Below are 25536 nucleotides of genomic sequence, written 5' to 3'. Positions count from 1 at the left end.
GTTATTTGCGGCGGATGACTCGAATATATCCCCTTATTTAATTACTAGCCCCAAAAGGCCCACAAAGGATGAAGCCTGATGCGGTGAGATGATGCAGCCATTCAAGTCTTCTATCTCTACTTGTAATCCATCAAATTCGCAATCACTGAGATCAATTCCCTTGAGCTTGGACCCCGACAGGGTGGCTTGATCCAGATTGCAACGGGCAAAAGAGGTTTTTTGTAGTGTTAAATGATACAGATCTGCACTTATCAAAGAACAATCCTCAAAACCAACTTGCTTGAAATTAGCAAAACGGAACATCGAATAATCCCCTAAACAATCCGAAAAACGAACGTTTTGGAACCTGCTTCTCGAAAAATCCGTTCCGAGCAATTTGCAGTTTCTGAACTCTACCCGATGGATAAAGGAACCTGAAAAATTAACATTCGATAGATCGCATTTATCAAAAATAACGTCTGTCCATTCACTTTCCGGCAATGACGATTCCATGATCGTTACATTTTTAAAAGTCATCTTCTCTAATGAAACCTTAACCGCTTCCATATTGTCCAAAATGATATCCTCTACAGACCCTATACTGAGTTCGTCTTTGGATCGTATGGAGCGCATTTCTTCATTTAATACGGGTAAATCCGCAGGAATCTTTGGTGACTCCATTTTATTTTTCATATTACCTCTACCTCCACGGTTGAGAGCCCTGTGGGACATCTATATGAATCTATTTTCTATCAATTCTCATACATAGGGTAGCAAAAGTATTTCTCACACATATATTAACGTAGTGAGCACACTCACGAACCTTTGTTAGGAGGTTGATAACATGGCAGTACAGCTATCTAATCAAGTGTTCTCCATCTCTGTCGGAGATTACGGGGATCTCTCTTCCTTGCGACTGGTAGGGGACACTTTTAATACCAACTATGTTATGAACAGCTCCAACGCACCTAAACAGAATACGTCGGATCATCAATGGCTGGGTGAACTCATGTTCACCTATCGTCTCGGCAACGGAGCGTGGACTCGGGCATGGACAAGCAATTCTGCTGATGCGCGCCAGATCACCTCTTCTGGAAACAGTGTCCAGGTAGCCTATCAGAATTCATCAAACCATCAGGGAATACGTAATTTCATTTTACATGAAACTTATTCGTTGGTTAACGATTATTTGCACTGGCAAATGAAAGTAACGAACAGCTCTAATCAAACGCTGGAGATCGGAGATTGGGGACTGCCACTTCCGTTTAACGAGTACTGGTCCGGTGGCAATAATGAACAAATTTATGAAACCAGAGTACTCTCACACTCCTTTGTAGGCCATAATAGCTTCTTTATTACCGCCGGACGACCTAGCGGCATCGGACCGTATGTACTACTAATCCCTGATGCCTCAACGGGGGCTGGTCTCGAATATCAGGACCATTGGAGAACTGAGGAGCATCCCGGCAGCACATGGGCTATGGAGCAAGGGGGCTGGTCCGAAGGACTGAATGTGTTCTATATCCACTCCAATGTCATCAAGAGCACCAACCGTGGCTATCTTGGAAGCACCAGTCTGTCGCTGGCTCCTGGGGAAAGCAAAACGTATGCTTTTAAATTTTACAAAGTAGCGGACGAGCAGGCCGTAAAGGACAGGCTGTACAGTGAGGGACATGTGGATGTGACCGTGGTTCCGGGTATGATCTTCCCAACCAATCTCAAGGCTAAATTCGATCTGCATACCAGCAAATCCATTACCTCTGTCACCGCGCAATATCCGTCGGAAACGACCATCAGCTATCTGGAAACAGCCCCTACAAACCATAAAATATATGAACTTACACTGGGACGACTGGGACATAACAATATTACGGTTAACTATGGTAACGGCGAAAAAACCGTTCTCCAGTTCTATGCCATCGAGCCAGTCGAAGCTGCACTTCAGCGTCACTCTACCTTCATGGTCAACAGCACCCAATGGAACGTGCCGGGCGACCTGAGGGACAAGGTCTTTGATGACTGGATGATGCAGTACAAGGCCAAACGCAACAGCTTTGCTGGTTACTGGGGCTGGGGTGATGATTGGGGGCTAACTCACGGTCAGTTTCTGGCGGAGAAAAACGTTCAGAAGCCCGTGGCATCTGAGATCAAGGCAGTCGATGATTATTTGGAAGTGGCCATCTGGACGAATTTGATGGAAGGCCATCATACCGATTATCTGGTTCCTGATTTCCTGATGGCGCAGCCTAATACGACACCAACATACCGGGGCTATGCCTATCCGCATATTTATAATACGTTTTTTAGCATGTATAAACTTGCCAAGCTGTATCCCAACCTGATCAGCTATCGAAATAGCAAAAACACATATTTGCTACGTGCTTATCGTATTTTTAAAGCGTTGTATGAAGGCCCTGTTGCCTATAATTGGAACACGGGACTCATGGGTGAGCTAACTACACCTGATATGATTAAAGCGCTTCAGGAAGAAGGCTTGACCACCGAGGCTAACGACCTGATTGCCAAAATGACTACCAAGTACAACAATTTCAAAAACACCACCTATCCTTATGGCTCTGAGTATAACTATGACAATACAGGCGAAGAAGCCGTATATACACTCGCCAAAATGAACAACAACACGACGATGATGAGCAAAATCAACGCCAAAACGCGTGCTGCACGTGGTCATATGCCTGTCTGGTACTATTACGCCGATCCGGTCACAATCACCGGAGAAAATTGGTGGAACTTCCAGTACACGACCTCGCTGGCAGGCTATGCGATGGATGACTGGACACGCCGTTATTCGTCCAACCCCGAAGTGGACCAGCGCCTATCCTATGCCGCCAAGCTGGCGAACATCGGGGCGATTAACTCGGGACAGATCAGCTCTGATCCTGCCAATATCGGAGCGGTATCGTGGACATATCAGGCAGGCAAGGGCAATTACGGCGCCCTGGGTCTGGACGGCGGCCCTCTGTTTAACGGATGGCGCGGCATGTCCGGGGAAGCCGATCTAGGGCTGTTTGGAGCCATTAAAATCCTAAGCTCGGATGTTGCTGTCGATCCCATATTCGGTTTGTTCGGTTACGGCTGTGACGTTACAGAAAGCAATAACAGCTATACAGTTACTCCAAAAGACGGCGTATTCCAACGTCTGCATCTGATCACCCAGAAGCTGAGTCTGGAGTTGAACCGGGATCAATATAGCTTGGCCATCGTGTCCAAGTCCAAGAACAACATGCGCCTGACACTGAAAAATATGACCCCAGGCACGACTCATACTACCGTTATGAGCTTGACCGGACTCGCGGCAGGTACGTATGACGTGCTCGTAGACGGCACAAAAACCGGATCAGTCACGGCTGCTAACAGCTCTGCGATCACGGTCAGACTGAATATCGGTACGGCAGCCAACTATGATATCCGTATTCAGTCGAGTACAGGTAATCCGTCTCCCGCTGGAGACATTATAGCCCATTATGAATTTGACGAAACGACCGGATCTACCGCAGTCGATTCTTCCGGTTATGGACAGCAGGCCAGTGTAAATGGAGGCTCGTGGGGCGCGGGACGGAATGGCAATGCTCTGCGCCTTACCGGTACAGACGCCTATGCCAGCCTGCCCGGCGGAATAGTTAGCAGCCTCAATGACTTTACCATTGCCGCATGGGTACGAGTGAACACGCATAATGGCTGGGCACGCCTGTTTGATTTTGGAGCAGGCACGGATCGGTATATGTTTTTGACACCTAAGGCCGAGGGAACTGGTATGCGCTTCGCTATCACTATCTCGGGGAACGGAAAGGAACAACAGTTGAATGCGCCAGAGCTAGCAACAGGGGTTTGGAAGCATGTCGCCGTGACTTTGTCAGGCAATACTGGAATGATGTATGTGGACGGTGTAGAGGCGACGCGTAACACGAACATGACGCTGAATCCTTCCAGTCTTGGACTGACAAACCGGAACTATATTGGGAAATCCCAGTTTGATGATCCCTATCTGAACGGCGCAGTAGATGAACTGATCATTTACAACAGAGCCCTGACCGCTCAGGAAATCCGGGGCTTGGCCTCGGCAAGTAGCATCATTACAGCCCCTGATGTGGGAGTCCAAGCATATGCTGAGGGGGCAGATTAGAATGCATTATGCATTCATTCATGCCGTTAACGTTTTAGATTGTGAATGATTTGTATTATGAATGATTTGTATCGTGAAACATTTGCATCGTAAATGATTGGGATCGTGAATTATTTCTGCTGGTGCTTCTCATTGCCTCCACCCCGGATTTCTTATATTAATTCTGTAATCAGGGGAGAAATCCGGGGAGGTGATGCTTCCGAAGTGAGCCTTCCTGTGGAAATCTCTTAAAGCGACCACTTTACCAAAGCAATCAGCGGCAGCTATTCCATCTATAGATCAATTAGCTTCGTCTAATACGTGTCGTTCTTGGTCTTAAACGTACGAGTTCCTCACTGGTGAGTTGTCTAGTATAGGAGCGAGGGGAAGACCCTGTATCTACCCTCAGCACCCTGCCTGCCCCGTTGGGGCGGGCTACCCGTGTGTTGAATACCTGCATGGCCCACTGCACTGGAAAGGCTATGGATAAGCGACCATCTGCCGTGCCTGCATAATTAACCGCAGCTGCATAATTATCTGACTGTCTGAGCCATACAGAGCCAGAATCCCCGGGTAGTGATACAGGAGTCGTACCTCTAATAACCGTCTGATCTTCGAAGGTCAGTAAGCCCAACTCTCCACCATAATTGATTTGCAGGTCCGTATAGACGGACTCTACCGTGCCATTGACTCGTCCGGTCGTACGCCCAACCTTCTTCAACCTATCCCCTATGCGATAAGCGGTCACATGACCCGGAATCGCTCCTACTGTGGCATAACGCGGATTGAGCAGGTTGTTACGGGTCGGAAGCGAAAGCGCCCCATCAATCAGGTTCGTTCCGGTGGGATTCAAGCGTACGTAACGATATAGCCGTCCTATACGATCCTGAGCAACCGTCCCCCCATCGGCTCCGCCTGGCTGAATTGTAGCCTCTCGATTGTCTGTATTGGAGGGATTGAGGACATGGTTGTTGCTAAAAAGATAACGTGTAGCCGGCGCTCCAGTTGGGGCAACGATGAGTCCGGTTGTACCGGAGCCTTCAATCGTCCCGACACTGTAGCCGGCGATGACCGGGCGTATGCGCACTTTGTAGTCCGTAGCATTGGCTCTGATCTTTCCAGTCTTTACAATTCGGACTGGAACGTTCGTTTTCTTTCCTAATGCGGTGGCCGACAGGAGTCCAGTAGAGGCCGACGCTAAACGGTCCGTGTACACAATGACAGCGGCTCCCCTTTTGGGATGGGCAGGGTCCCTGTATCCTACGCCAATGCCGTGGACACCGGACATTTTTAAGACTCGCTTGGCCATCCGCTTTTTCACTTGAAGCGCGGCCGAGAAGGTAGCCAACATAATCATCTCCTTTTACATTCAGATGAAATATTGTATGGCTAAGGCCGCTTCGCGTTCCATTTGATCTTACGATCGCTGTATTGAAAGGCATATGAAGACATACCATAAAATGGTATACTTATTTCCGAAATTGACATCTTATCATTTGATTCTGATGTTCAAGGAGGTACTTTATGTTTTCAATCATGTTGACATACAGCATACAAGCAATTGCAATTTTACTAATTATCTTTGAATTGTTGAGAAAAAACAGAAAAAAAGTAGGCTGGGGATCACTTTCACTGCTGTTATCTCTTCTTGGCATAGCTGTTTCTTTTGAATTTGGCGATTACATATTGGGAGACCAGTTGCTTTCCTTTTTTGGATTGTCCGCATGGTCCAATCCTGTCGATAATACTAGGTTTCACTACACCATTTATCTATCCAGTATTTTTTTTATTCCCAGTTTAATCATTGGATATAAAAATCCTAAAGAGTTTGGAGCTACAATCGGAAAACGGATTTCTAGTATATATCTATTTTTGATCATCATTTCGCTTTTATTTTTTATAATAAGTAATTTCTCGAAGTGAAAATTGGATCTGCGTCGTTCCAAAACAAAAGCCTTCCTTAATTATAGGAAGGCTTTGGTATTTATGTCATGGGGATGATGGGAAGTACCATCCGCCTACCCACGTCTCCACCTTATCCCTTAACCGCTCCCTCCGCGATTCCTTCCATAATGAATTTCTGAAAGAATGCATAGATCAGGATAACCGGGATGGAGGTCAGCACGAGTGCGGCCAGAATAAGTGACCATTCCTTGTTGTACTCTCCAAACAGCATATTGGTCGAGAGAATCAAGGTGTAATGGTTCACATCCGTCAGCATCAACAATGGAAGCAAAAAGTCATTCCAAATCCACAGAAAATCCAAAATCGCGATAGTAACTGTAATCGGCAGTAGCAAAGGAAATATAATGCGAAAGAACGTCTGAAACTCATTACAGCCGTCCATTTGCGCGGATTCTTCCAGCTCACGCGGGATGGATTTGACGAATCCATGATACAAAAAGATCGCCATATTCACGCCCAAGCCGATATAGATCAGGGCCAAGCCGTACGTACTGCCCTGAACGGACAAATCTTTTGCCATTCGTGTAATCGGTATCATAATGGAGTGAAACGGCACCAGCATCGATGCGACAAATAGGAAGAAAATCGCACTGCTCAGTTTCCCCTGTGTACGAGACAGCTTGTAGCCTGCCAGCGCCGAACAGATCACAATGCCACCAATGCCGATAAAAGAAATAATCGTGGAATTAAGGGCGCTGTTCAGCAAATGAGTCTGATGAAAAGCCTGACTGTAATTTTCAAAGTGAAGCTTTGTCGGCAGCGCCGTAAAGGATACAAACATCTCACCCTGTGTTTTAAACGAGTTAATTACCGCCATGTAGATGGGGAAGAAGGACACGACTGCGCCCATGCACAAAATCAGCGTAATCAGCAAGGAATTGGCTTTCTTCAACCTCATGCCTCCACCTCCCTCTTCTTCATGACACGCAGCTGAATCAGGGTGAAAATGAGAACGATCGCGAACAAAATTACAGATTTGGCACTCGCATAACCATAACGGAAGTTGTTGGAGAACGCCTCCTCATAAATGTTCATTGTAATCACCTGTGTACTGCGCCCCGGCCCCCCGCCAGTCAGTCCGTATACGACCTCATAAACCTTGAAGGCACCATTCAGCGTCAGGAAGAAACAGATCGTAATCGCATGGGTAATCATCGGCATCGTTACGCTTCGCAATGTTTGAAATGCGTTCGCCCCGTCAATAATCGCAGCTTCCTTCAAGCTTTGTGGCACGCCTTGAAGCGCAGCCAGATAGATGATCATCATATAACCGACGCCATTCCAGAGCGACACGATAATAATAGCGAAGAAAGATACTTTCGGATCGCCCAGCCACGATTGGCCCAAAAAGGCGATAGCCGTCTTTTCGGCGATCTGTGGCAGCACGGAGGAAAAAACGAATGTCCACATAAATGCGCTAATAATGGTACTGATCATATTGGGCATAAAAAATATCGTCCGGAAAAATCCTTTGGTACGTGTACGCGACTCAATCAACACTGCCAGAGCCAGTGCCAGTACATTTTGCAGCACAATCATGACGAATACGTATTTAAGGGTAAACCAAAGGGAATTGAGAAAATCGGGGTCTTCCTTCAACGATTCCACAAAGTTCCCCAAGCCGATAAAGCTGTAATTGGGATTCAATCCGTTCCAGTCTGTAAAGCTGTAGTACATGCCGCTGATCGTTGGAATGAGCAGGAAGATGGCATAAAAGATCAGCGCCGGGGCGGTAAACGCCAGTAGCATGACGTATTTTTTATAGATTTTAAAAGGCATGGAGTCTCTCCCTCCTGGTGTAATTCTATAGGTTACCGTTACTTGTTCACTTTGTTATACGATTTCCATGCCTTATCCAGCGCCTTAATGACGTCATCCTGCGAGAGCTGACCCGCATAATAGGATTGTAGCGATTTGCCTGCCTCGTCCTTGACCGCTTGCGGGATCGATGGATCTTGGTACGACTTGCCTGCTTTCACATATTCGGTAGCGTCATTAACCCAAGGATAGCTTTTAAACGTATGCACTTTGGAGATCGGGTTAAATTTCAATGCTTCATAGAACGCGCTAGAATCCTTGTCATCCAGTACATAGTTAACAAAATCGAGCGCAACCTCCTTATTCTTGCTTGTAGAGGATACAGCCAGCGAAGTCGAAGTGGACAAATTGATCAGTGTCGCATTGGGATCGTCATTGATTGGCAGCGGTGCTACCCCAAAATCCATCTTCGGATCCGATTTTAAAATCGTTTCCGCAAACCACGGTCCCTGAATCCACATCGCCGCTTTACCCGAGGCAAACGCAGCCGATCCATCATCCCCACCGATTTCCAGCGCCTTGTCTGTACCGTTACTATTCACCAGATCAATAATATCGAACATGCTCTTCATTTCGGAAAAGGAGCCTTTATCCTGATTCATCCGGTCGATAAAATCCTTATTCTGTGTGTTCATCATCGCACCCGCTGTCAGCGGCACGAACAGCTGTGGAATCCAGGATTCCTTGTAGGACAACAGGAACGGTTTCACATTATTCGCTTTCAGCTTCTCGACCACTGCCTTCATTTCGGTCAACGTTCCCGGCGGCTGCAAATCCAAATCCTTAAATATCTTTTTATTGTACAAGTAGCCCCATGAGATCGTCTCCAAAGGAACCGCTACGACCTTTCCGTCTTTGGTTGTCACCGAAGGCTTCACACTATCCATCAATTTGTTAACAAAAGGCTGACCGGACAAATCCTCCAAATAGCCCGCTTTATAAAACGGAGGGATTTCATTCACCGCGTGCAATGCAAATACGTCCGGCGCATCGTTGGATGCGAGTCTTGTCTTCAAAATTTGTGCAGCGTTGTCCGCAGGCGGCATCTCCAGTTGAACCGTAACGTCGATATTTTTATCTTTCTTCTCTTTCGCTACGAACGCATTAATGTATTTATCGTAGTGCTCCTTCAAACGGGGCTGAGCAATAAACATTTTGAGATTCACCGTTTTGCCGTCTCCACCGGAACCGCTGCTGTCACTGCCTGAAGAATTCGCTCCACACCCGGCCAATAACGTGCCAACCAGCATTGTGCTCAATACACCTTTCCACATTTTCATAAAAAATGACCTCCCCTATTTTGAAAATAACTGCTACCCACCGGCAAATCAGTTGTTATTCAAAGCAGCTATGCCGCCGGTCTTCAACCTCTATTCAGCTCTGTGCGAACTTCATAGAGGCCAAATTCCTTTGTATCGCCCCTTTTGTATACGCTTTCATTATAGGATGGGAGGTCACTTCTGCCATTGGACACCCTTAGCTTATTGGATTGGACTTTTTTAAACTTCCTTCCTCATTTCACCGGGTGCCATGCCAAAATGCTTTTTAAATACCCGATAGAAATAAGACACATCCTCATATCCTGCCATCTCCGCAACTGCTTTAATTGAAACCTGTTTATTGACCAGCCATTCTCGCGCCTTTTCCATTCTTCGCGCTACAATATAGTCCGTTACATTTTGACCATACTCCTGCTTAAATACCTTGCTCATATACTCTTTGCTCACAAAAAAGTTTTTCGCCAACTGCTCCAGTGTAATCGGCCCAGCAAAGTGACTGTCGATATATCGCCGTACCTCTTCTAAATTCAGCTTGTTTTTGTATTTCCGCTGCCGAATGAGCTGATCCAGTTCCTGAACATAGCACGACGATACGAATTCCAGCGCATGTTCCACAGAGGATACGGCATCCTGCGACAGTAGAAATCCTGCCTTTGCCGTAGAAGTATCCAGCCCGTTATCCGCTGCCAGCTCTTTCAGCAGGGAAAGAAGCTCCTGCACCAGCCTGCCCAGCATAGGTGGACTCGGCGCTCCATAACTCTCCAGCTCCTGCATAACCTGTCTGCAGGTTAGGTTCACCCCGTCACAGTTCAACTCATTAAAATAAAGACGCAGCAGTTGCTTATACCGGGTCAGCTTGTGAAAAAACTCATAATCCAGCTCCGTCGCTTCTTGCTGCTGTTCAGCAGCCTTGACCTCCAGATCGTTTTTGCATTTGAGCAACACTGCATTCAGCTCGGCAGGATTGACTGGCTTTAACAAATAATCGACGGCCTTGTAACGGATGGCATGTTTGGCATACGCAAAGTCATCATATCCGCTCACGACAATGATTTTTACATCAGGACAATGGTTATTTAGCGCTTGCAGCAGCTCCACTCCGTCCGCACCCGGCATGTGCATATCCGTAATCACAATATGGGGAGCTAACTCCCCGACTAGTCTGAACGCCTCGTCTCCGTCCTCAGCCTCACCCACTACCAACATTCCGAGTTTTTCCCATGTGCCAAATGTCTTCAGAATATCGCGATTCCACGGCTCATCGTCCACAATTAATACTCTGATCATACTTTTCCCTCCTCTGCTGAGATGAATGGAATGCGGATGGTAACACGTGTACCAACACCCTGCTCACTATCTATCATCACTCCGTAGTGCACTCCAAAATTCATCCGTATGCGTGAAGACACATTGCTCAATCCGATATGACTACCCTGCGCCCAGATCGGTTCCTCCGACGCGTTTTCCAGCTTTGCCCGTACTTTTTCCAGCTTGTCCGGGGTCATGCCGTTTCCATTATCGCAAACCGTAATACACACATCTTCTCTCATAATCTCCACTCGAATTCCCATTCGCCATGCCCCTGCCTTACGGTCAAGACCGTGCTGAAACGCGTTTTCTAACAATGGCTGAAGCGATAGCTTAGGCAGACGAATATCCATCGCCTGTTCTTCCGTCTCCACCTGAAACACTAATCTTTGGGGAAATCGACGTTGTTGGATGCGCATATAATGCCCTACATGGTCGAGCTCTGCGCGTAAAGAGGCCAAATCCTGAGGCTCCCGTACCACGTAACGGAACATCTCACTCAGCGACCGAATAACTTCATAGGTGTCCTCCGGCTTTTGAGAAAATACCATACTCCCGATCATTTGCAGTGTATTTTGCAGAAAATGTGGATGAATCTGTGCCTGGAGCGCTTTCAATTCAGCCGTCTTTTTTTGCAAATTGATACTGTATTCCGTCTGGATATGCTCGCGGATTCGGCCTGCCATCCCATGCAGACTTCTTTCCAGCAGTCCTATCTCATCCGGACGTGTACTTGGCTGTCCAACCGGCCCTTTGATCATATCCAGCTCCTGTACGGAACGTGCCAAATGAACAATCGGACGTGCAGTCCGCCATGCGATGAAAACGGCAATGCAGATAGAAACCAGGATTGAAATCACGCCGACGATAATACCATACAGCATGGTTGAAAAAGCGCTGTGGTTAATAGAGGAAGTGGGTACGATTTTGACCAGCTTCAGCCCAACCACATCCAGATCATTATAGAACACATAATGCTCAGCCGTTTGAATCACTCCGGGGCCCGGCTTAACGTCACGAAGAGCTGTCAGCACACCTGCAGGTGGAGGCGAGTGCCGAGCCTGTGCTGGGTACATAACCCTGCCATCCCCATCTGTAATAAGCACCTGATGCTGATCCCCTCGTCCCAGCAGGCCCAGCGTCTGATCGAATTGCGACCACAATACATCCAAAGAAATGGCCCCCGTCTGCTTCTGGTCTTCAAAACGCCGAATACTGCGCGTCAGAGTAAAGCGTTCCGGGTCAGTAGAGCTTGGGCGAATCAAATAATCCTTATTCGCTTGCCACATCTCGGCATACTGCAAGGGAATACCGCTCACTGTCGTAATTTCATTTTGCATACTATTGAAGGTAAACAGGGTTTGCGATTGCTTCGAATAAAGCTGGATGCCGATCACATGACTTCCGGCCGAATAATACACATTCGCCATCGTATTCAGCATTTTTCGCTGGGCATTAAATTGGCTTGAAAGATTGTCAGGCTCGCGTTCATTCAAGTAATCGCTCAGATCAGGGCTGATCTGAATGCTGTAAATCAGATGATTCAGACGATCTAGCTGGTCGCTGATATAAATCCCCGTCCATTTCATATTGGACATGTTCGTCTCTACTACTTCCGTTTCCATGGAAGCTCTACTTTTTTCCGCAGCCAGCACCGTGACAGCAATGACCGGCAGCACAGATAGAACAATCATCGTCAAGATCAGCTTGAGCTGAATGCTGCGTCGATACGGGGCCGTCAGCGCCCGGAACCAGCGAACTGCTCGGGTTGTCATAGCGATGCACTCCTCTATTCAGCCATATGCGAAAACGCCCCGCAATTCGCAGGGGCGCTTCATGTACCGGATACTCCCGGGGAAAACCTATATGATATTATTCGTAAGTTGGTTTCAGCTCATTATTCATCATTTACGCTTCTTCGATAATTATAACACCCCAAGGCTCTAATGGAAGCGTTTCTCCTTGGGTAACCGCATGCTCCCCAATCAGCTCCTTGCCGTCTCCATGCGGATAGACCACCGAGCCTGCTTGTTCGGAATAGTTAAAATAGTACCGGATTGTCCGTCCCAGCTCATTCGTGCCGGATTTAACAATGATCGGATAAGACGCTTCCTGATCCAGTCCCCATACTCCTGCCTTTTTGGCTACAGAGCTGAATAGTTCGCGGATAACCGCCGGGCTAACGATACAGCCGATGTAGGTCGCTGTTCCCTGACCATAGCGGTTTTGCGTAATTGCTGCATATTTGCCCCAATGCGGGTGATCGTAATAGGCCAATACTTCGGCAGTCGTCGGGGTAATCAGCTCCATCCACGTATCTACCTGATTGTCCTCTGCTGCCACCTCAAAAGGATTATTTTTGAGCGTCACCTTCTTCGGCTCCACGAACAAGCTGTAATGAATGCCGCAGGCTTCGCTAATCACGCCCGGCTGTCGGGACGTTCTCACCTGCACATGCTCGTCGGTAAATCCGCTTCGGAATGTGTATACTACATGACCACCTTTCTCCACATATCGGTTCAGCTTCTCCAGTAGTGCGTCTGGGGCAGAATAGAGAACCGGGACGATCAAGAGATCATAGTCGTCAAACGATTCTGTACCTGGATGAACGATATCTGTCCCGATGTTCAGTTTATACAACTCGTCATACAAACGACGTACGATGTCATTGTAATTTAACGGGCTGCTCATATTAAATTTAAACCAGTCAATTGACGTCAATGCTTCATTGCTGACCAGAATCGCCGTTTTATTTTTCTTTTTCAGGTTAACCAAATGCGGAGACAATCTGGCAAAATCCTCTCCTATAGTCTGTGCTTCCTCATACACTGGATTCGGCTCAAAATCATGGCTGAGCAGACCCTTCCAGTAGGTTTCGAAGGAATTATGGATGGAATGCCAGTGCCAGTATGCTACCATATTCGCCCCGGAGGCCAGATGGCTGAACGCTTGCAGACGCAATTGCCCCGGATAGGGAACCCAGTGGGTAAAAGCCTGCGCTTCCGTTTCCAGCACCAGATAGTTGTTATTTTTTGTCGAACGCGCTACATCGCCACCAAAAGAAATTTCAATTCCAGTCAGGTCATCCTGTGATGGATGGTAAATATCCACCCCAGTCACATCAAAGGCTTGCGATGCCGCAAAGTGATCCACGTCTGGCTGAACACCAAAGGAATGACCTCTCCATTCAAAATCAAAGTTTTGCGTAACAAATTGGTCTTCCCGCTTATATTCATTCACCAGCGCGACCTGCCATGCCAGGAAATCCGTCACCAGCTTGCGCTGGAATTGGGAAAAGGCTGCGCCCAAACTCCCATTAATTGTTCCGACCACTGAAGGAAAGTCCTCCCAGCTATTGATGCGATTACTCCAGTAGTCCAGACCAAATTTGCGGTTTAGCTCCTCCAGCGATTCGAACCGCTCCCGCAGATACTTCACAAATTGCAATTGCACATTGGGACCGCTCGTGTGGTAATGCTTGGTCTCGTTGTCTGTCTGAAAGCCAATGACCGCCGGATGATGACTCACCCGTCCGATCAGCTTGCGTATGATTCGCTCGGCATGGAACAGGTACACCGGGTTCGTAATGTCCATAATCTGGCGAGATCCATATTTGCCCGGACCTTGAGGCGTTGTCGCCAATACATCGGGATGCTCCTTCACCAGCCATGTGGGTACGGCATAGGTGGGCGTTCCCACAATGACTTCAATGCCTGCCTTATGCATGGCGTCCAGCACCCGATCCACAGAGGTAAAATCAAACACGCCATTTTGCGGTTCATGCGTACTCCAAGTGGATTCGGCAATCCGTACCACGTTGATGCCCGCTTCCTTCATCATTTGGATATCCTGATCCAAACGGTCATAAGGCATATACTCATCATAATAGGCAACACCGTACAGTAGCTTTTTCATCGAGTCGTCCTCCAATTAGGTTCATCAGGATTGTGCAAAATTCTATTCCAGTCACGCCGAAGATCGGAGCACTAAGTGCATTCCATATACGGACTAGTACAAATAAAGTACTGATAATTGAAACAGATATGTCAACATAATCCGCATCGCTTTCAAAATATCTATATATAAGCGCTTTCTTTTATATAAAAGCTTATACTATAGCATTTGTAAACGCTCTTTTATTATAGTTGAATGTTAGATACAATGAGATTGTCTAAGCGGTGCAAAATTTGCCCTAATCGAAGGTGATCTGATGATATTAAATCCTGATGTTGATCCAGCTCTATTCCATGATTGCCAATGGCTGCCCATTATTGACTGGAATGTGAAATTTTTTGGCGCCCATATTCACCGGGTCAAAGCGGATTGGTGCATGCCTGAGGAATCTCATATCGGTTTTGAAATTGCACTCATTTTGGAAGGTCGTCAGGAAACGATCATGGAAAATAACGTATATTCGGTTGGAGAAGGTGATATTTTAATCATTCCGCCGGGTTTTAAACATGTGAGTCAGTGTGTTTCCCCAAACGGCATGTACTATTTTAGCTCTCATTTTAATGTCGATGATCCATTATTCCGTCAGGAAATGATTAAGAGCAATCAGCTCTTTTTTCCGGCGGGTACTGAAACGAATGCCAAGCTGCAAAAGGTTGTCCATAGCTGGATTGGCATGGTGCGGGAAAGCGGAGAATATACGACAGCAGACCGTTTTCGCATGCAGATTGCCTTATTTGAGCTATTCGGGATATTCTCGCAAATGATATCTACCAGTTTGGAGCCCAGAATTGCGCCTTCATCCGTTCAATATGCCAAGGCCATCATGGAAGCTATTCAATCGAGGTTTAAGCCTTATCGGGAAGATGAATCTGGCGAGCAAGCGTTCCGGCTTGAAGATGTGGCGGCTTCTCTCGGGATCAGTCCTGGCTATGCCCAGGAAGTGTTCCGCAAGGTATACGGCTATTCACCACGTCACTATCTATCGGAGACCAAGTTGCATGAAGCTAAGGTGTTGATCCAGCAGCCCAATCTACCACTAAACAAGGTAGCTTCCCTGCTCGGATACTCCAGTCTGGCTCATTTCAGCAGACAGTTCAAGCGCTGGACAGGCACCAGCCCACTTAAATACCGCCAAACGTTAAAGCCGATTACTGATGAACAAAGGATTAAGATATAAGGACGGATAGCAAAGGCTCCTCCGTGTTATTCAACAAAAAAAAGAGCGTGACACCGAATATTGCGGTTGTCGCGCTCTTTTGACTCTATTTTCTATAAGCTGTACCCGTTGCCTTAATGATCTAAAATCTTGACCAAGCTCTCATCATCGGATCACAGCCTAATATCCCCTATATGCTGGTGCACCACATACATCATCCCCATCAGGAATACGGCCAAAGCCAAGTAACCGATACCGAATTTCCAACGCGATGATGCGGGTACTTCGTAATACTTATCATTTTCAAACGGAATATAATCAATCCCACACAGCAATCTGAGCTGGTACGCATCCGGCGTCGGTATATGTTCCACACCGTTCAGCCATACATGCTGGACAAGACACTGCTGTGGCAGCAGAAGCGTCTGCTCCACATCCAGACTTTCCATATACACCGTCACATATTGCTGCCCCTCCAAATCCGAGTAGGTATTAAAAGATAATCTGCGCGTGTGCTCCGGTCCGGGCAGCGGATATCCTAGCTCATACAGATGCTGTACGTTTACCAGCGGTTTTTGTAAAAAGGATTGGACCTTAACCTCTTCTTTATTGCGCTTCACATATTTTCTGTACAAATCGTAGGCAAAGAACGCCCATATCAAGAAAAATAAAAAGGATTTTAAATATACTACGACTACAATTCCACCCAATAGGCCCACCAGCCACAGCCAACGCGTCACTGCCGTGGAAATCCGTCCTCCGTCGAGCGGATGAATCGGCAGCAGGTTGATCAGGTTTAGAAAAAAGCCGACATACGCCAGCGCATACAACAGAGGACTGTCTGTTGCATAGGCTCCTGCGTATACCGCCATAGCCCCAACCGTCCCGAGTAACGGGCCGCCCATGGCTACATAAGCCTCTGTCTGCGCATCCAAAGGTTGACGTTTCATGGTGATCAACGCACCGAGAAAAGGAATAAACAACGGTGCCGACACGGGAAGCCCCTTGCGCTTGGCGGCCAATACATGTCCCAGCTCATGCACAAACAACAGCAACACAAATCCGACCGCAAATCCCCACGGGTAAATGATCGCATATGCGCTAATCGTTATCGCCATAGATATCAGCGCACCGCCAAATTTACTGAATTTTAAAAGGGCAAGTAACGACTTACCTTTCAGAAGAAACAATGCTGCTGCACTACCAAGATACCATTTGGATGAGCCGGATTTGGAATCGGTCTTTTTCTCTTCATTTTGCAAAAGTATCCGCCTCCTTTCTTTAACACTTCCATTGTATCCTGCAATGTGCAGCTTGTAAAAACTTCTCTAACCCACAGATAAGCGAACTGGGGTAGCTATGTACATTATTCCGCATATTGTTAGACAGCCTCCAATGTCGAATGGTATATTAGTGCTGGGTTAGATGCCCTATTTTGTAAAAGGGGGTTTGCACTTTCATGTGTACTCACTACATGCGTCTCAGATAAAAAGATCGGCTTTTCAATGAAGCTCAACCCGTTTTTTCATATGAAGGGCTGAGGCTTGTTTAAGTTATCTTTTTTTAAACTAAATCTGAACAATGAGGTGTGTTTCATATGACTGAAAAGCGTTCCTTGACTAACCGGAATGACGTTAGCGATATATTGACCCTTGCCCAAAGCAATGGGCTCCACATACAACATGAAGGATTGAAGCTCAATGAATCCGGGCTGGATTTCCGAGCCGTATTCGCCAAAGACATCCACGATACCCCTTGGGTTCTACGTACACCGCGACGAGCAGATGTGGTTCAATCTGCCGCTTACGAGCATAAGGTGCTTCGGATGATTCGTGGTACTCTTCCTATAGCGGTACCGGATTGGCAGGTATATAGTCCAGAGCTCATCGCCTATCTTCAGCTGGAGGATACTCCTGCCGCTACTATTGATATGGAAACAAAAAGCTATGTATGGTTCATCAACCCTGACGCTCTAACGGATAGATTCGTTGCTTCGCTCGCTAAAGCCTTAGCTGCGTTGCACCAGACGGATCACCGACGGGCAGCTGATTTTGGTGTTCGCGTAAAGCAGCACGACGAAGTTCGGCAATTAATGGCTCAGCGAATGGAAGAAACACGGCGCGTCTTTGGTGTATCCGAGGAACTGTGGCAACGATGGCTGGCCTGGCTGGCCGACGATAGCTACTGGCCGGAATATTCCGCACTTGTGCACGGCGATCTGCACCCAGGTCATATTCTAGTCTCTTCGAATACAGAGGTGACTGGAATGCTGGACTGGACCGAGGCTGAAGTAGCTGATCCGGCAATTGATTTTACGAGTTACTATACTTTATTCGGAGAAGTAGAGCTTGCTCGTTTACTGAAGTTTTATGAGACAGCAGGCGGACGTGTATGGCCGCGTATGAGCGATCATATCGTCGAATTAACTTCAGCTTACCCTGTGCTTATCGCCGAATTCGCCCTTAAGTCTGGTCTGGAAGAGTATATGGATATGGCACGTAATGCGCTGGGAGTTCATGAGCAAGGAGAAGGGTTGCCCAACATATAATATAACTGTAGCCACCTGGCAGGCTTTGGTTCAATGACGGACCAAGGCCTGCTTTTTTTTCTGTTCTCCTTTTTCGTAAAGTTACATTCCCCACATGTCCATCCTCCTGTCTGTTCTGTTATCATGTAAGAAAACGGAATAACCCAGGAAAGGATTACGAACCATGAGTTTTGAACTTACCCGACGAGCCATCAGACAACTATGCAGTCAAGCCGCTTATGACGACGGGGATGCCTATTATCGGGCCAAAAGAGTGGCCTTTACACAAATAGATCATGATGAAGGGGTATACGAAGCTACGGTCAAAGGAAGCAGCTTTTATGCTGTTGCGGCGATGATCCGATCCAATGGAAGTATCCGGGCAGAATGCACCTGTAGCACATTTCAGAACACCGGTCGATATTGTAAACATATCGCAGCTGTTCTCCTTAACGCCCATGATATACGCCGTGGAAAGAGTCTGTCTGTGCGCTCCTACGCCTCCAGACTTCATCCCGGTACTGCCCCAGATACAGCAGGAAGCATGGATTCAGACGGGATGTACACATCTACAGATGCTTCATATGATCACACTGCTAGAACAGCACGATCCTCTGACATCACACAAGGCGATCTCCAGCTGACCGACAGCATGTTAAAGCTATTTGGCCGCAAGCGACCGCTTCGCAGCACACCAACCCTACTGGATACTCGCGCGGTCTTGGATTTTCAGTTCGTGATCCGACCTTTTGCCTACGGTTACCAAAAATATATGTTTGGTGTGGAAATGAAGGCCGGTCCCAAACGATTATATATCGTCCAGAAAATCCGTCCGTTTCTGGACAGTATCGACCGTGGGGATAGCTACATGTTCACGAAAAGCTTCTCATACGAGCCTGAGCTGTACCGCTTCCGACCTGAACATGACGCTATTCTCCAGCAATTATCCCAGGTGTGCCACCATGAGCGTATGATTCGGGAAACCTCAGGCACGTATTCATCTTCCAGTAGTCATATGAGCGGCGAGCGAATGCTCCTCATCCCGCCTGCGGCTTGGGAAAAGCTGCTCCCCTTGCTGACAGCAGCACAGGGCGTCTACTTTGAAATTCACGGAAACATGAACGAGGGTATTCCCCAGTCCGACCTGATGCTTCCGCTGCAATTTGAATTTGATGAGGCTGAGGCCGAAACCGAAGGCTACCAGCTAAGCATACAAGGATTGGATGACTTGACCATCATGGAAGACTATGGTGTCGTCATTGCCGATGGCAAGCTTGTCAAACAGAAAGCCGACCCCTTACGGCGTTTGTCCGAGCTAAAACGAATGGTAGAAGTACACCACAGGCGAAAAGTTCAGATCGCGCCAGAGCAGATGGAATCTTTTATGGACAAGGTTGTACCCGGGTTAATGAAGCTCGGACGTGTTCATATGACACGTTCCGTCTCAGATCGGGTCACACAGCAGCCATTGAAGGCCAAGCTGTATCTGGACCGAGTAAGAGACAAGCTGCTGGCAGGGCTGGAGTTCCAATATGGGGATATCATCATCAACCCGCTGGAAACAGATGCACGAACGCCTGGTAACGACCGAATTCTGATACGTGATGGGGAACAGGAGCAACGGATTTTGGAGCTGATGGAGCATAGCTCCTTTGCCAGAACAGACAGCGGATATTTTATGGAAGATGAAGATGCAGAGTATGATTTTTTGTACCATACGGTTCCGCAACTGGAAAAGCTGCTGGACGTCTATGCCACAGGTGCAGTCAAAGCAAAAATAAACAATACTCTGCCTACCCCAAGGATACGCGCGGAGTGGGATGAACGTACGGATTGGCTTGAATTTAAATTTGATATGGAGGACATACCGGAACCGGAAATTCGCAAACTGCTCAAATCGTTAGAGGAAAAACAGAGATATCACCGTCTGCCGAATGGTGCCTTGCTGCCGCTGGAAACAGAGGAGTACAAGGAATTGATTCGGTTCATGAATGAAACAGGTATCCGCAAAAGTGATCTGGATTCAGCCCAAATTCGTGTTCCCGTCACGCAAGGACTGTACTTAATTGATCCTCACGATCATGGGAAAAACCTGACTTTGGGTAAAACCTTTCGCCAGCTACTGGAAAATATACGCAACCCAGACCATCTCGACTTTCCAGTTCCAGACATGCTTGCCCCAATCTTAAGAGATTATCAGGTTTACGGCTTTCAATGGCTTAAGACATTGGCGCATTACCGTTTTGGGGGCATTTTGGCAGATGATATGGGGCTGGGTAAAACGCTGCAAAGTATCGCCTTCCTTGTCTCAGTATTGCCGGAAATCCGCAACCAGCAGCTTCCAGCCATGATCGTGTCCCCTGCATCACTGGTGTACAACTGGCGGAATGAGCTGGAGAAGTTTGCTCCACATATCCGCGTTACTATCGCAGATGGCAGCCCGGAAGAACGCGGCCGGATCATACGGGATGCCGCCAGTTATGACGTCGTCATTACGTCCTACCCGCTGCTACGACGCGATGCAGATGTGTACAGCAAGCCATCGTTTCATACGCTCATTCTGGACGAGGCACAGGCTTTCAAAAATCATGCCACCCAGACGGCACAGGCTGTTAAGGATGTAAAAGCTCGTTACCGTTTTGCCCTGACAGGAACGCCAGTAGAAAATACGTTGGAAGAGCTGTGGTCCATCTTTGACGTTGTATTTCCTGCGTTATTTCCCGGCGGGAAAAGAGCGTTTCACAACCTGCCTCGAAATGTGATTGCCAAGCGGGTTCGTCCGTTTTTGCTGCGCCGTCTTAAGAGTGATGTCCTCAAGGAGCTGCCGGAAAAAATCGAATCTGTGCAGGTATCCCGGCTTCTGCCAGATCAGAAAAAGCTGTATACGGCCTATCTGGCCAAGCTCCAGCATGAAACGTTAAAGCATCTCAACGAGGAAGGATTTCAGAAAAATCGGATCAAAATTCTCGCAGGTCTAACCCGGCTTCGTCAGCTCTGCTGTCATCCTGGCTTGTTCATCGAAGGATATATGGGAAGCTCCGCCAAATTTGAACAGCTGTTGGAGATCATTACGGAATGTCTCAGCTCCGGGAAACGGATGCTCATTTTTTCACAGTTCACCACGATGCTTCAAATGATCGGACGCGAGCTTGCTCGAGAAGGGGTATCCTACTTTTACCTGGATGGGCAGACTCCCGCTCTGGAACGAGTCGAACTGTGCAATCGCTTCAACGAAGGAGAACGCGAGCTGTTCTTGATTTCCCTAAAGGCAGGAGGTACTGGCCTGAACCTCACCGGCGCAGATACAGTCATACTGTATGATCTATGGTGGAATCCCGCTGTAGAGGAGCAGGCTACCAACCGTGCACACCGAATGGGCCAGAAAAAAGTCGTGCAGGTTATTCGTCTCGTCGCCCAAGGCACAGTAGAGGATAAAATGTATGAACTGCAACAAAAAAAGAAAAACATGATCGACCAGGTCATTCAGCCGGGGCAAGAAACCCTTTCGGCACTGACCGAGCTGGAGATTCGCGAACTGCTCATGATCTAGCTAATTCCACATGCACAAAAAGGTCCAATCACGGTAGAAATCTTCCCGTATTGGACCTTTTTGCTTCTAATATGATTGTTTGGATCGAGCAGATTAATCCTGTTTTAATACTCTAGGTTCAATGGGAACCAGGTTAGACTCAATCTGGGTGCGCTGAGGCTCATACCATTCAGGCAGCATCAGCTTGTGCCCCAACTCATTCAATTCCTCATCCACCGTAAATCCGGGCGGATCGGTTGCGATCTCGAATAGAATACCGCCTTGCTCGCGGAAGTATACGGCATTGAAGTATTGGCGATCTACAATGCCACTAGTCCCAAAACCCTGCTGGTGAACCCATTCGTTCCACGCTTGATGCTCCGTATCATCCTGCGCGCGCCAGGCAATATGGTGAACCGTACCGGCACCGCCATTCCCCCACGGGACATCTTTGACCGGAATATCGATCAGGTTGCCCAGATCACCTGTCGTCTGATAGCGGATGTAGCCTGCATTTGCGTCTTCTCCGATGAGAGTCATCCCCAGGACGTTCTCCAACACCCCTTGCGTATGTTTGGAATCCGCACTGTACAGTACCGCCCCGCCAAAGCCCTTGATCGCTTTATCCGTAGGCACACCCCCGGCTGTCCACGTGTTCAACGGGCCACCTTCCCGCTCCACCAACTCCAGATGTAAGCCCTCGTTGTCTCGGAACTGGATGAATGACTCGCCAAAACGATTAGCCTTCGTGAAAGATACCTTCAAGCTGTGCAGACGGTTTTCCCAGTATTCCAAAGCACCGGATGGCACGACATACGTCGTAATCCCAACCTGTCCGCCTCCAATCTTACCCTTGCGTGTACCCGGAGCTGGAAAAAAAGTAATGATCGTTCCCGGGCTGCCCTCTTCATTACCAAAGTACAAATGGTATACTTCTGGAGCATCAAAGTTGATCGTCTTTTTAATCAATCGCAGACCAAGTACACCTGCGTAAAAATCAACGTTGCCCTGCGGGTCGCCTGCAAAGGACGTGATATGGTGAATTCCAGCGGTTTTCAATGACATCTTTATCACTCCTTCATTAACATGTTGATTTATTTACACAAATGATTTACAAATTTCAAAATCCATTGTAGCTGACAAATTGTCCAACCGGCTTGCGGTATCCCCGTGCCCGCTGACCCGATTCGTCCTCTTTACCCAAGGTAATCATCATCACGGGTACAAATTGCTCTGGAATATTCAATACTTCCTGCACCTTCGCCGGATCAAAACCGATCATCGGGCAAGTATCCCAGCCTTTGTCCTTGGCAATCAGCATAAATTGCATAGCCGACAGGCTGGCATTACGGATCGCTTCTTCTCTCTGGAAGACAGGCCCCCGTTCGCGATAAAACTGAGTTACCGATTCCACTGTACTATCATATTCCTGCTTGCTCAGGACACCTAAGTTCAGGAATCCTTCGTTGAGGTCAGCTACTTTGGTATAAGCTTCTGTATCCCCCAACACTACAATGGTCGCCGAAGCCGTTAATATTTTATACTGCTTACTTGCCTCATCATGCAGTCTTTGTTTGGTATCCGCATCTTGCACTACGATATAACGCGCATGCTGTAAATTAAAAGCCGATGGAGCAAACTTCACCAACTGAAATATTTCTTCTAGTTCTTTTGCATCTATAGTAACATCAGGAATAAATTTAGAAGCTGATCTTCTCTCTTGAATAATATTCACCAGTTCGCTCATGTTAAGTTCCACTCCTTGATATTATTTTCAAATGAATTATCTTTAAATTGAGAATATAACCATTTGTGATTTATGTCAAGTAAAACTATAAGTATTTTTGGATACAAAAAAAGGGCTTCACTCAGCCCTTTACAGATCCGTTGCCCGTATTCTCATCGTAATCGCTTCACGTTGCGCTTTGGTTAAGCTCTTGAAGACCAGCTCATACGAATGGTCGATCATGCTGTACAAATCCTCCAGTGGAAAGGTAGCATCAACCTCAATCGTATTCCAATGCTTTTTATTTAAATGATAGCCTGGCTTAATCGCCTTGTTTTGTTCACGCAAATTTACCGCAATGACTGGATCACATTTCAAGGATACATGGCTAATACCATCCTTTTCAGTCAGGAGAGCAAACATCTTGCCCCCTACTTTGAGTACCAGGGGATCAGCACCAAACGGGTAATCCTTAACGGCCTCTTTTTGGCTCAAACCATATGCTACAATTTGCTCAAACACCAGCCTTCTCTCCTCTGTTCCGAGTTATTTGTTCTACGAACCTACCTATTTGCGCCCTATTATATCACCTTCATACGCTACATATACACTAAGTCCGTGCTACATTTAGGGGAACTGTGCTAAAGGTGAACCACTACGGATACCGTCGCACACACTGTTCGGATTGGCTTAAGGTAGCGCCTATTTTCCTCTTAATTCACTTCATCCCCCTTTAATCATCCATGTAAAAAAGTGTTTTATTTATATAAGCTTATACGGAAGCGAAAGCTTTTTTAAGCGGCAAAAAATAAATAAAGGAGATTTTTTTCGTGAACTCAAACACTGCTCTTATAAGAAAAGGCGGTGCAAATGTGTCGTCTTCCAAACGTCTCCCGTGGGTCGGGTTGCTGGCTTTAGCCATGGCGGGATTCATCTGCATTCTTACAGAAAGCCTGCCTGCTGGATTACTGCCACAAATTGCACAGGATCTAGGGGTCAGTTCATTAAGATTAGCGGGGCCTTTGCCGATGCTTTCAGACTGCACGCTCGGTACTTCCGATCTATGTAAAATTGTAAGCATTACGAATAAACTCAATATAGTCAAAGAGCGTTAACCTGTCAACACGAAAAACGGACGCTGTCCTTGAAGAGACGGCATCCGTGTGAATATAAGAAGCGCTTTAGATCGAAAAGCTCGTTTTCTTCAATTCTTCCGTGCTGAACAGAATATCGTAATCCTTGATGTCTTCCCGCCGAACAAATTGCTCCGCAACTTTCCGAACAGACGCTTCATCGGGTCCATGAATCATGGCGTATAAATTATACGGCCAATCGGGGTGCGTCCGGCGCTTGTAGCAGTGGCTGACTTCCGAATAAGCGGCCAGCCTTTTTCCTGCCTCAGGTATATGCTCCTCAGGAAGTACGCAGATGAACAGGCCATTTGCTGAAAATCCCGCTTCCCTATGCTTTAGAACGGCTCCGATTCGTTTGAGTGCTCCTCCTGCCTGCAGTGCCTGCAAGCGCAGAAACACCTCTTCCAAGCTGCAACCTGTCTTATTGGCAATCTCGGTATACGGTTCAGTTGACAACGGAAGATCTCCCTGCAGTTCGCGGATCAGCTGCAAATCCGTTATTTCTATTTTGCATGGTTCCTGTTTGGAAGTTGCGACTCCATTCAAGTTCGGGCTGGGTGTAATGGCTGATGCATCAGCCGTTTCTTCCATATTCAGAAAGACCTTTAGTTTGAATAATTGCTCGGAGGGAAACTCATATAGCAGCGGCCCTCCCGCCGCTTCACGGATCGTTTCAAGAATAGCCCCCCGTTCTTCCTCGGTCCGGGAAGTCAGCGTGAACCACATATTGAGCCTGCTGCGCCGGCGGTAGTTATGGGTTACGCCTCTATACCTGTTGACGACAGCAGCGGTCTGGTAAAAAAGCTCCTCCCTGACTGCCATCGCATACAAACAGCCTCTAAATCCCAGTCCCGCCGGATTAAACACCCCGCCGATCCGCCGGATGAATCCCTCTTTCTTCAGCCTTTCAAGCCTTTGAAGCACATCTTCCTGGCGTAATTCCAGTTCCTCCGCAATGGCATTCCAAGGGCGTCTGACCAGAGGAAGCCCGATTTGCAGCCGATTCAGCAGCTTCCGGTCGTTCGAATCCAGGTCCAC

General features: G+C 47.4%; 18 protein-coding genes and 1 pseudogene. 6 read left to right on the top strand and 13 right to left on the bottom strand.

Going from position 1 to position 25536, the window contains the following annotated elements:
* Positions 1–33 precede the first annotated feature (33 nt).
* A complete protein-coding gene (locus tag MKY35_RS03370; protein WP_342445596.1) occupies positions 34–672 on the bottom strand; it encodes a pentapeptide repeat-containing protein in 639 nt (212 codons plus the stop codon).
* A 151-nt stretch (positions 673–823) separates the two neighbouring features.
* On the opposite strand from MKY35_RS03370, the gene MKY35_RS03365 reads away from it, so the two are divergent.
* Positions 824–4123 carry a DUF5695 domain-containing protein gene (locus MKY35_RS03365; RefSeq protein WP_342445595.1) on the top strand — a complete coding sequence of 1100 codons (3300 nt, stop codon included), beginning with the start codon at positions 824–826 and terminating at the stop codon, positions 4121–4123.
* A 283-nt stretch (positions 4124–4406) separates the two neighbouring features.
* Here the strand turns inward: MKY35_RS03365 and MKY35_RS03360 are convergent, their stop codons facing one another.
* Positions 4407–5453, bottom strand: a complete 1047-nt coding sequence (locus MKY35_RS03360; protein WP_342445594.1) for a hypothetical protein — start codon at positions 5451–5453, stop codon at positions 4407–4409.
* Between the two features lie 173 nt (positions 5454–5626).
* Here MKY35_RS03360 and MKY35_RS03355 point away from each other — a divergent pair, with 173 nt between their 5' ends.
* Positions 5627–6025 (top strand): hypothetical protein, encoded by a 399-nt coding sequence (locus tag MKY35_RS03355; RefSeq protein WP_342445593.1) that lies wholly within the window; start codon positions 5627–5629, stop codon positions 6023–6025.
* A 112-nt stretch (positions 6026–6137) separates the two neighbouring features.
* On the opposite strand, the gene MKY35_RS03350 is transcribed toward MKY35_RS03355, so the two are convergent.
* From MKY35_RS03350 to MKY35_RS03325, 6 genes are all read right to left on the bottom strand, one after another.
* Positions 6138–6965 carry a carbohydrate ABC transporter permease gene (locus MKY35_RS03350; RefSeq protein ID WP_342445592.1) on the bottom strand — a complete coding sequence of 276 codons (828 nt, stop codon included), beginning with the start codon at positions 6963–6965 and terminating at the stop codon, positions 6138–6140.
* Entirely contained in the window at positions 6962–7846 is an 885-nt protein-coding gene (locus MKY35_RS03345) for a sugar ABC transporter permease (protein WP_029515844.1), read from the bottom strand. Before MKY35_RS03345 ends, MKY35_RS03350 begins: the two co-directional genes overlap by 4 nt.
* Positions 7847–7884: 38 nt before the next feature.
* Positions 7885–9165, bottom strand: a complete 1281-nt coding sequence (locus tag MKY35_RS03340; RefSeq protein WP_069010949.1) for an extracellular solute-binding protein — start codon at positions 9163–9165, stop codon at positions 7885–7887.
* A 219-nt stretch (positions 9166–9384) separates the two neighbouring features.
* Positions 9385–10452 carry a response regulator gene (locus MKY35_RS03335; RefSeq protein WP_341038686.1) on the bottom strand — a complete coding sequence of 356 codons (1068 nt, stop codon included), beginning with the start codon at positions 10450–10452 and terminating at the stop codon, positions 9385–9387.
* Positions 10449–12248 (bottom strand): histidine kinase, encoded by a 1800-nt coding sequence (locus MKY35_RS03330; RefSeq protein ID WP_342445591.1) that lies wholly within the window; start codon positions 12246–12248, stop codon positions 10449–10451. Before MKY35_RS03330 ends, MKY35_RS03335 begins: the two co-directional genes overlap by 4 nt.
* Before the next feature lie 133 nt (positions 12249–12381).
* On the bottom strand, positions 12382–14388 hold the full coding sequence (locus MKY35_RS03325; RefSeq protein ID WP_342445590.1) for a beta-galactosidase: 2007 nt from the start codon (positions 14386–14388) through the stop codon (positions 12382–12384).
* Between the two features lie 295 nt (positions 14389–14683).
* Here MKY35_RS03325 and MKY35_RS03320 point away from each other — a divergent pair, with 295 nt between their 5' ends.
* Positions 14684–15604: an AraC family transcriptional regulator gene (locus MKY35_RS03320; protein WP_342445589.1), complete on the top strand. Its 921-nt coding sequence runs from the start codon at positions 14684–14686 to the stop codon at positions 15602–15604.
* Positions 15605–15756: 152 nt separating this feature from the next.
* On the opposite strand, the gene MKY35_RS03315 is transcribed toward MKY35_RS03320, so the two are convergent.
* A complete protein-coding gene (locus MKY35_RS03315; RefSeq protein WP_342445588.1) occupies positions 15757–16845 on the bottom strand; it encodes a site-2 protease family protein in 1089 nt (362 codons plus the stop codon).
* 335 nt (positions 16846–17180) lie between these two features.
* Between MKY35_RS03315 and MKY35_RS03310 the strand changes: the two genes are divergently transcribed.
* A complete protein-coding gene (locus tag MKY35_RS03310; protein ID WP_342445587.1) occupies positions 17181–18131 on the top strand; it encodes a macrolide 2'-phosphotransferase in 951 nt (316 codons plus the stop codon).
* 163 nt (positions 18132–18294) lie between these two features.
* The gene (locus MKY35_RS03305) at positions 18295–21660 is read left to right on the top strand and encodes an SNF2 helicase associated domain-containing protein (RefSeq protein WP_342445586.1); all 3366 of its coding nucleotides are present in this window, start codon (positions 18295–18297) and stop codon (positions 21658–21660) included.
* 93 nt (positions 21661–21753) lie between these two features.
* Here MKY35_RS03305 and MKY35_RS03300 read toward each other — a convergent pair whose 3' ends face one another.
* From MKY35_RS03300 to MKY35_RS03290, 3 genes are all read right to left on the bottom strand, one after another.
* A complete protein-coding gene (locus tag MKY35_RS03300; RefSeq protein ID WP_318627595.1) occupies positions 21754–22704 on the bottom strand; it encodes a ring-cleaving dioxygenase in 951 nt (316 codons plus the stop codon).
* A 55-nt stretch (positions 22705–22759) separates the two neighbouring features.
* Positions 22760–23386: a nitroreductase family protein gene (locus MKY35_RS03295; RefSeq protein ID WP_029515856.1), complete on the bottom strand. Its 627-nt coding sequence runs from the start codon at positions 23384–23386 to the stop codon at positions 22760–22762.
* A 129-nt stretch (positions 23387–23515) separates the two neighbouring features.
* On the bottom strand, positions 23516–23887 hold the full coding sequence (locus tag MKY35_RS03290; protein WP_029515857.1) for an MmcQ/YjbR family DNA-binding protein: 372 nt from the start codon (positions 23885–23887) through the stop codon (positions 23516–23518).
* Between the two features lie 308 nt (positions 23888–24195).
* Between MKY35_RS03290 and MKY35_RS03285 the strand changes: the two are divergent.
* Positions 24196–24366: pseudogene (locus tag MKY35_RS03285) on the top strand (MFS transporter); the annotation flags it as partial.
* Between the two features lie 180 nt (positions 24367–24546).
* Here MKY35_RS03285 and MKY35_RS03280 read toward each other — a convergent pair.
* Entirely contained in the window at positions 24547–25536 is a 990-nt protein-coding gene (locus MKY35_RS03280) for an AsnC family transcriptional regulator (protein WP_039270524.1), read from the bottom strand.

Source organism: Paenibacillus sp. FSL L8-0638, assembly GCF_038593075.1.
In the GTDB taxonomy this organism is placed as follows: Bacteria; Bacillota; Bacilli; order Paenibacillales; family Paenibacillaceae; genus Paenibacillus; species Paenibacillus polymyxa_D.
The sequence above is the reverse complement of the archived record's forward strand: the minus strand, read 5'-3'. Positions and strand labels throughout refer to the sequence as shown.

Coding starts and splice junctions, on each gene's coding strand:
- MKY35_RS03370 (WP_342445596.1), bottom strand. CDS start 672: ATGAAAAATAAAATGGAGTCACCAAAGATTCCTGCGGATTTACCCGTA.
- MKY35_RS03365 (WP_342445595.1), top strand. CDS start 824: ATGGCAGTACAGCTATCTAATCAAGTGTTCTCCATCTCTGTCGGAGAT.
- MKY35_RS03360 (WP_342445594.1), bottom strand. CDS start 5,453: ATGTTGGCTACCTTCTCGGCCGCGCTTCAAGTGAAAAAGCGGATGGCC.
- MKY35_RS03355 (WP_342445593.1), top strand. CDS start 5,627: ATGTTTTCAATCATGTTGACATACAGCATACAAGCAATTGCAATTTTA.
- MKY35_RS03350 (WP_342445592.1), bottom strand. CDS start 6,965: ATGAGGTTGAAGAAAGCCAATTCCTTGCTGATTACGCTGATTTTGTGC.
- MKY35_RS03345 (WP_029515844.1), bottom strand. CDS start 7,846: ATGCCTTTTAAAATCTATAAAAAATACGTCATGCTACTGGCGTTTACC.
- MKY35_RS03340 (WP_069010949.1), bottom strand. CDS start 9,165: ATGAAAATGTGGAAAGGTGTATTGAGCACAATGCTGGTTGGCACGTTA.
- MKY35_RS03335 (WP_341038686.1), bottom strand. CDS start 10,452: ATGATCAGAGTATTAATTGTGGACGATGAGCCGTGGAATCGCGATATT.
- MKY35_RS03330 (WP_342445591.1), bottom strand. CDS start 12,248: ATGACAACCCGAGCAGTTCGCTGGTTCCGGGCGCTGACGGCCCCGTAT.
- MKY35_RS03325 (WP_342445590.1), bottom strand. CDS start 14,388: ATGAAAAAGCTACTGTACGGTGTTGCCTATTATGATGAGTATATGCCT.
- MKY35_RS03320 (WP_342445589.1), top strand. CDS start 14,684: ATGATATTAAATCCTGATGTTGATCCAGCTCTATTCCATGATTGCCAA.
- MKY35_RS03310 (WP_342445587.1), top strand. CDS start 17,181: ATGACTGAAAAGCGTTCCTTGACTAACCGGAATGACGTTAGCGATATA.
- MKY35_RS03305 (WP_342445586.1), top strand. CDS start 18,295: ATGAGTTTTGAACTTACCCGACGAGCCATCAGACAACTATGCAGTCAA.
- MKY35_RS03300 (WP_318627595.1), bottom strand. CDS start 22,704: ATGTCATTGAAAACCGCTGGAATTCACCATATCACGTCCTTTGCAGGC.
- MKY35_RS03295 (WP_029515856.1), bottom strand. CDS start 23,386: ATGAGCGAACTGGTGAATATTATTCAAGAGAGAAGATCAGCTTCTAAA.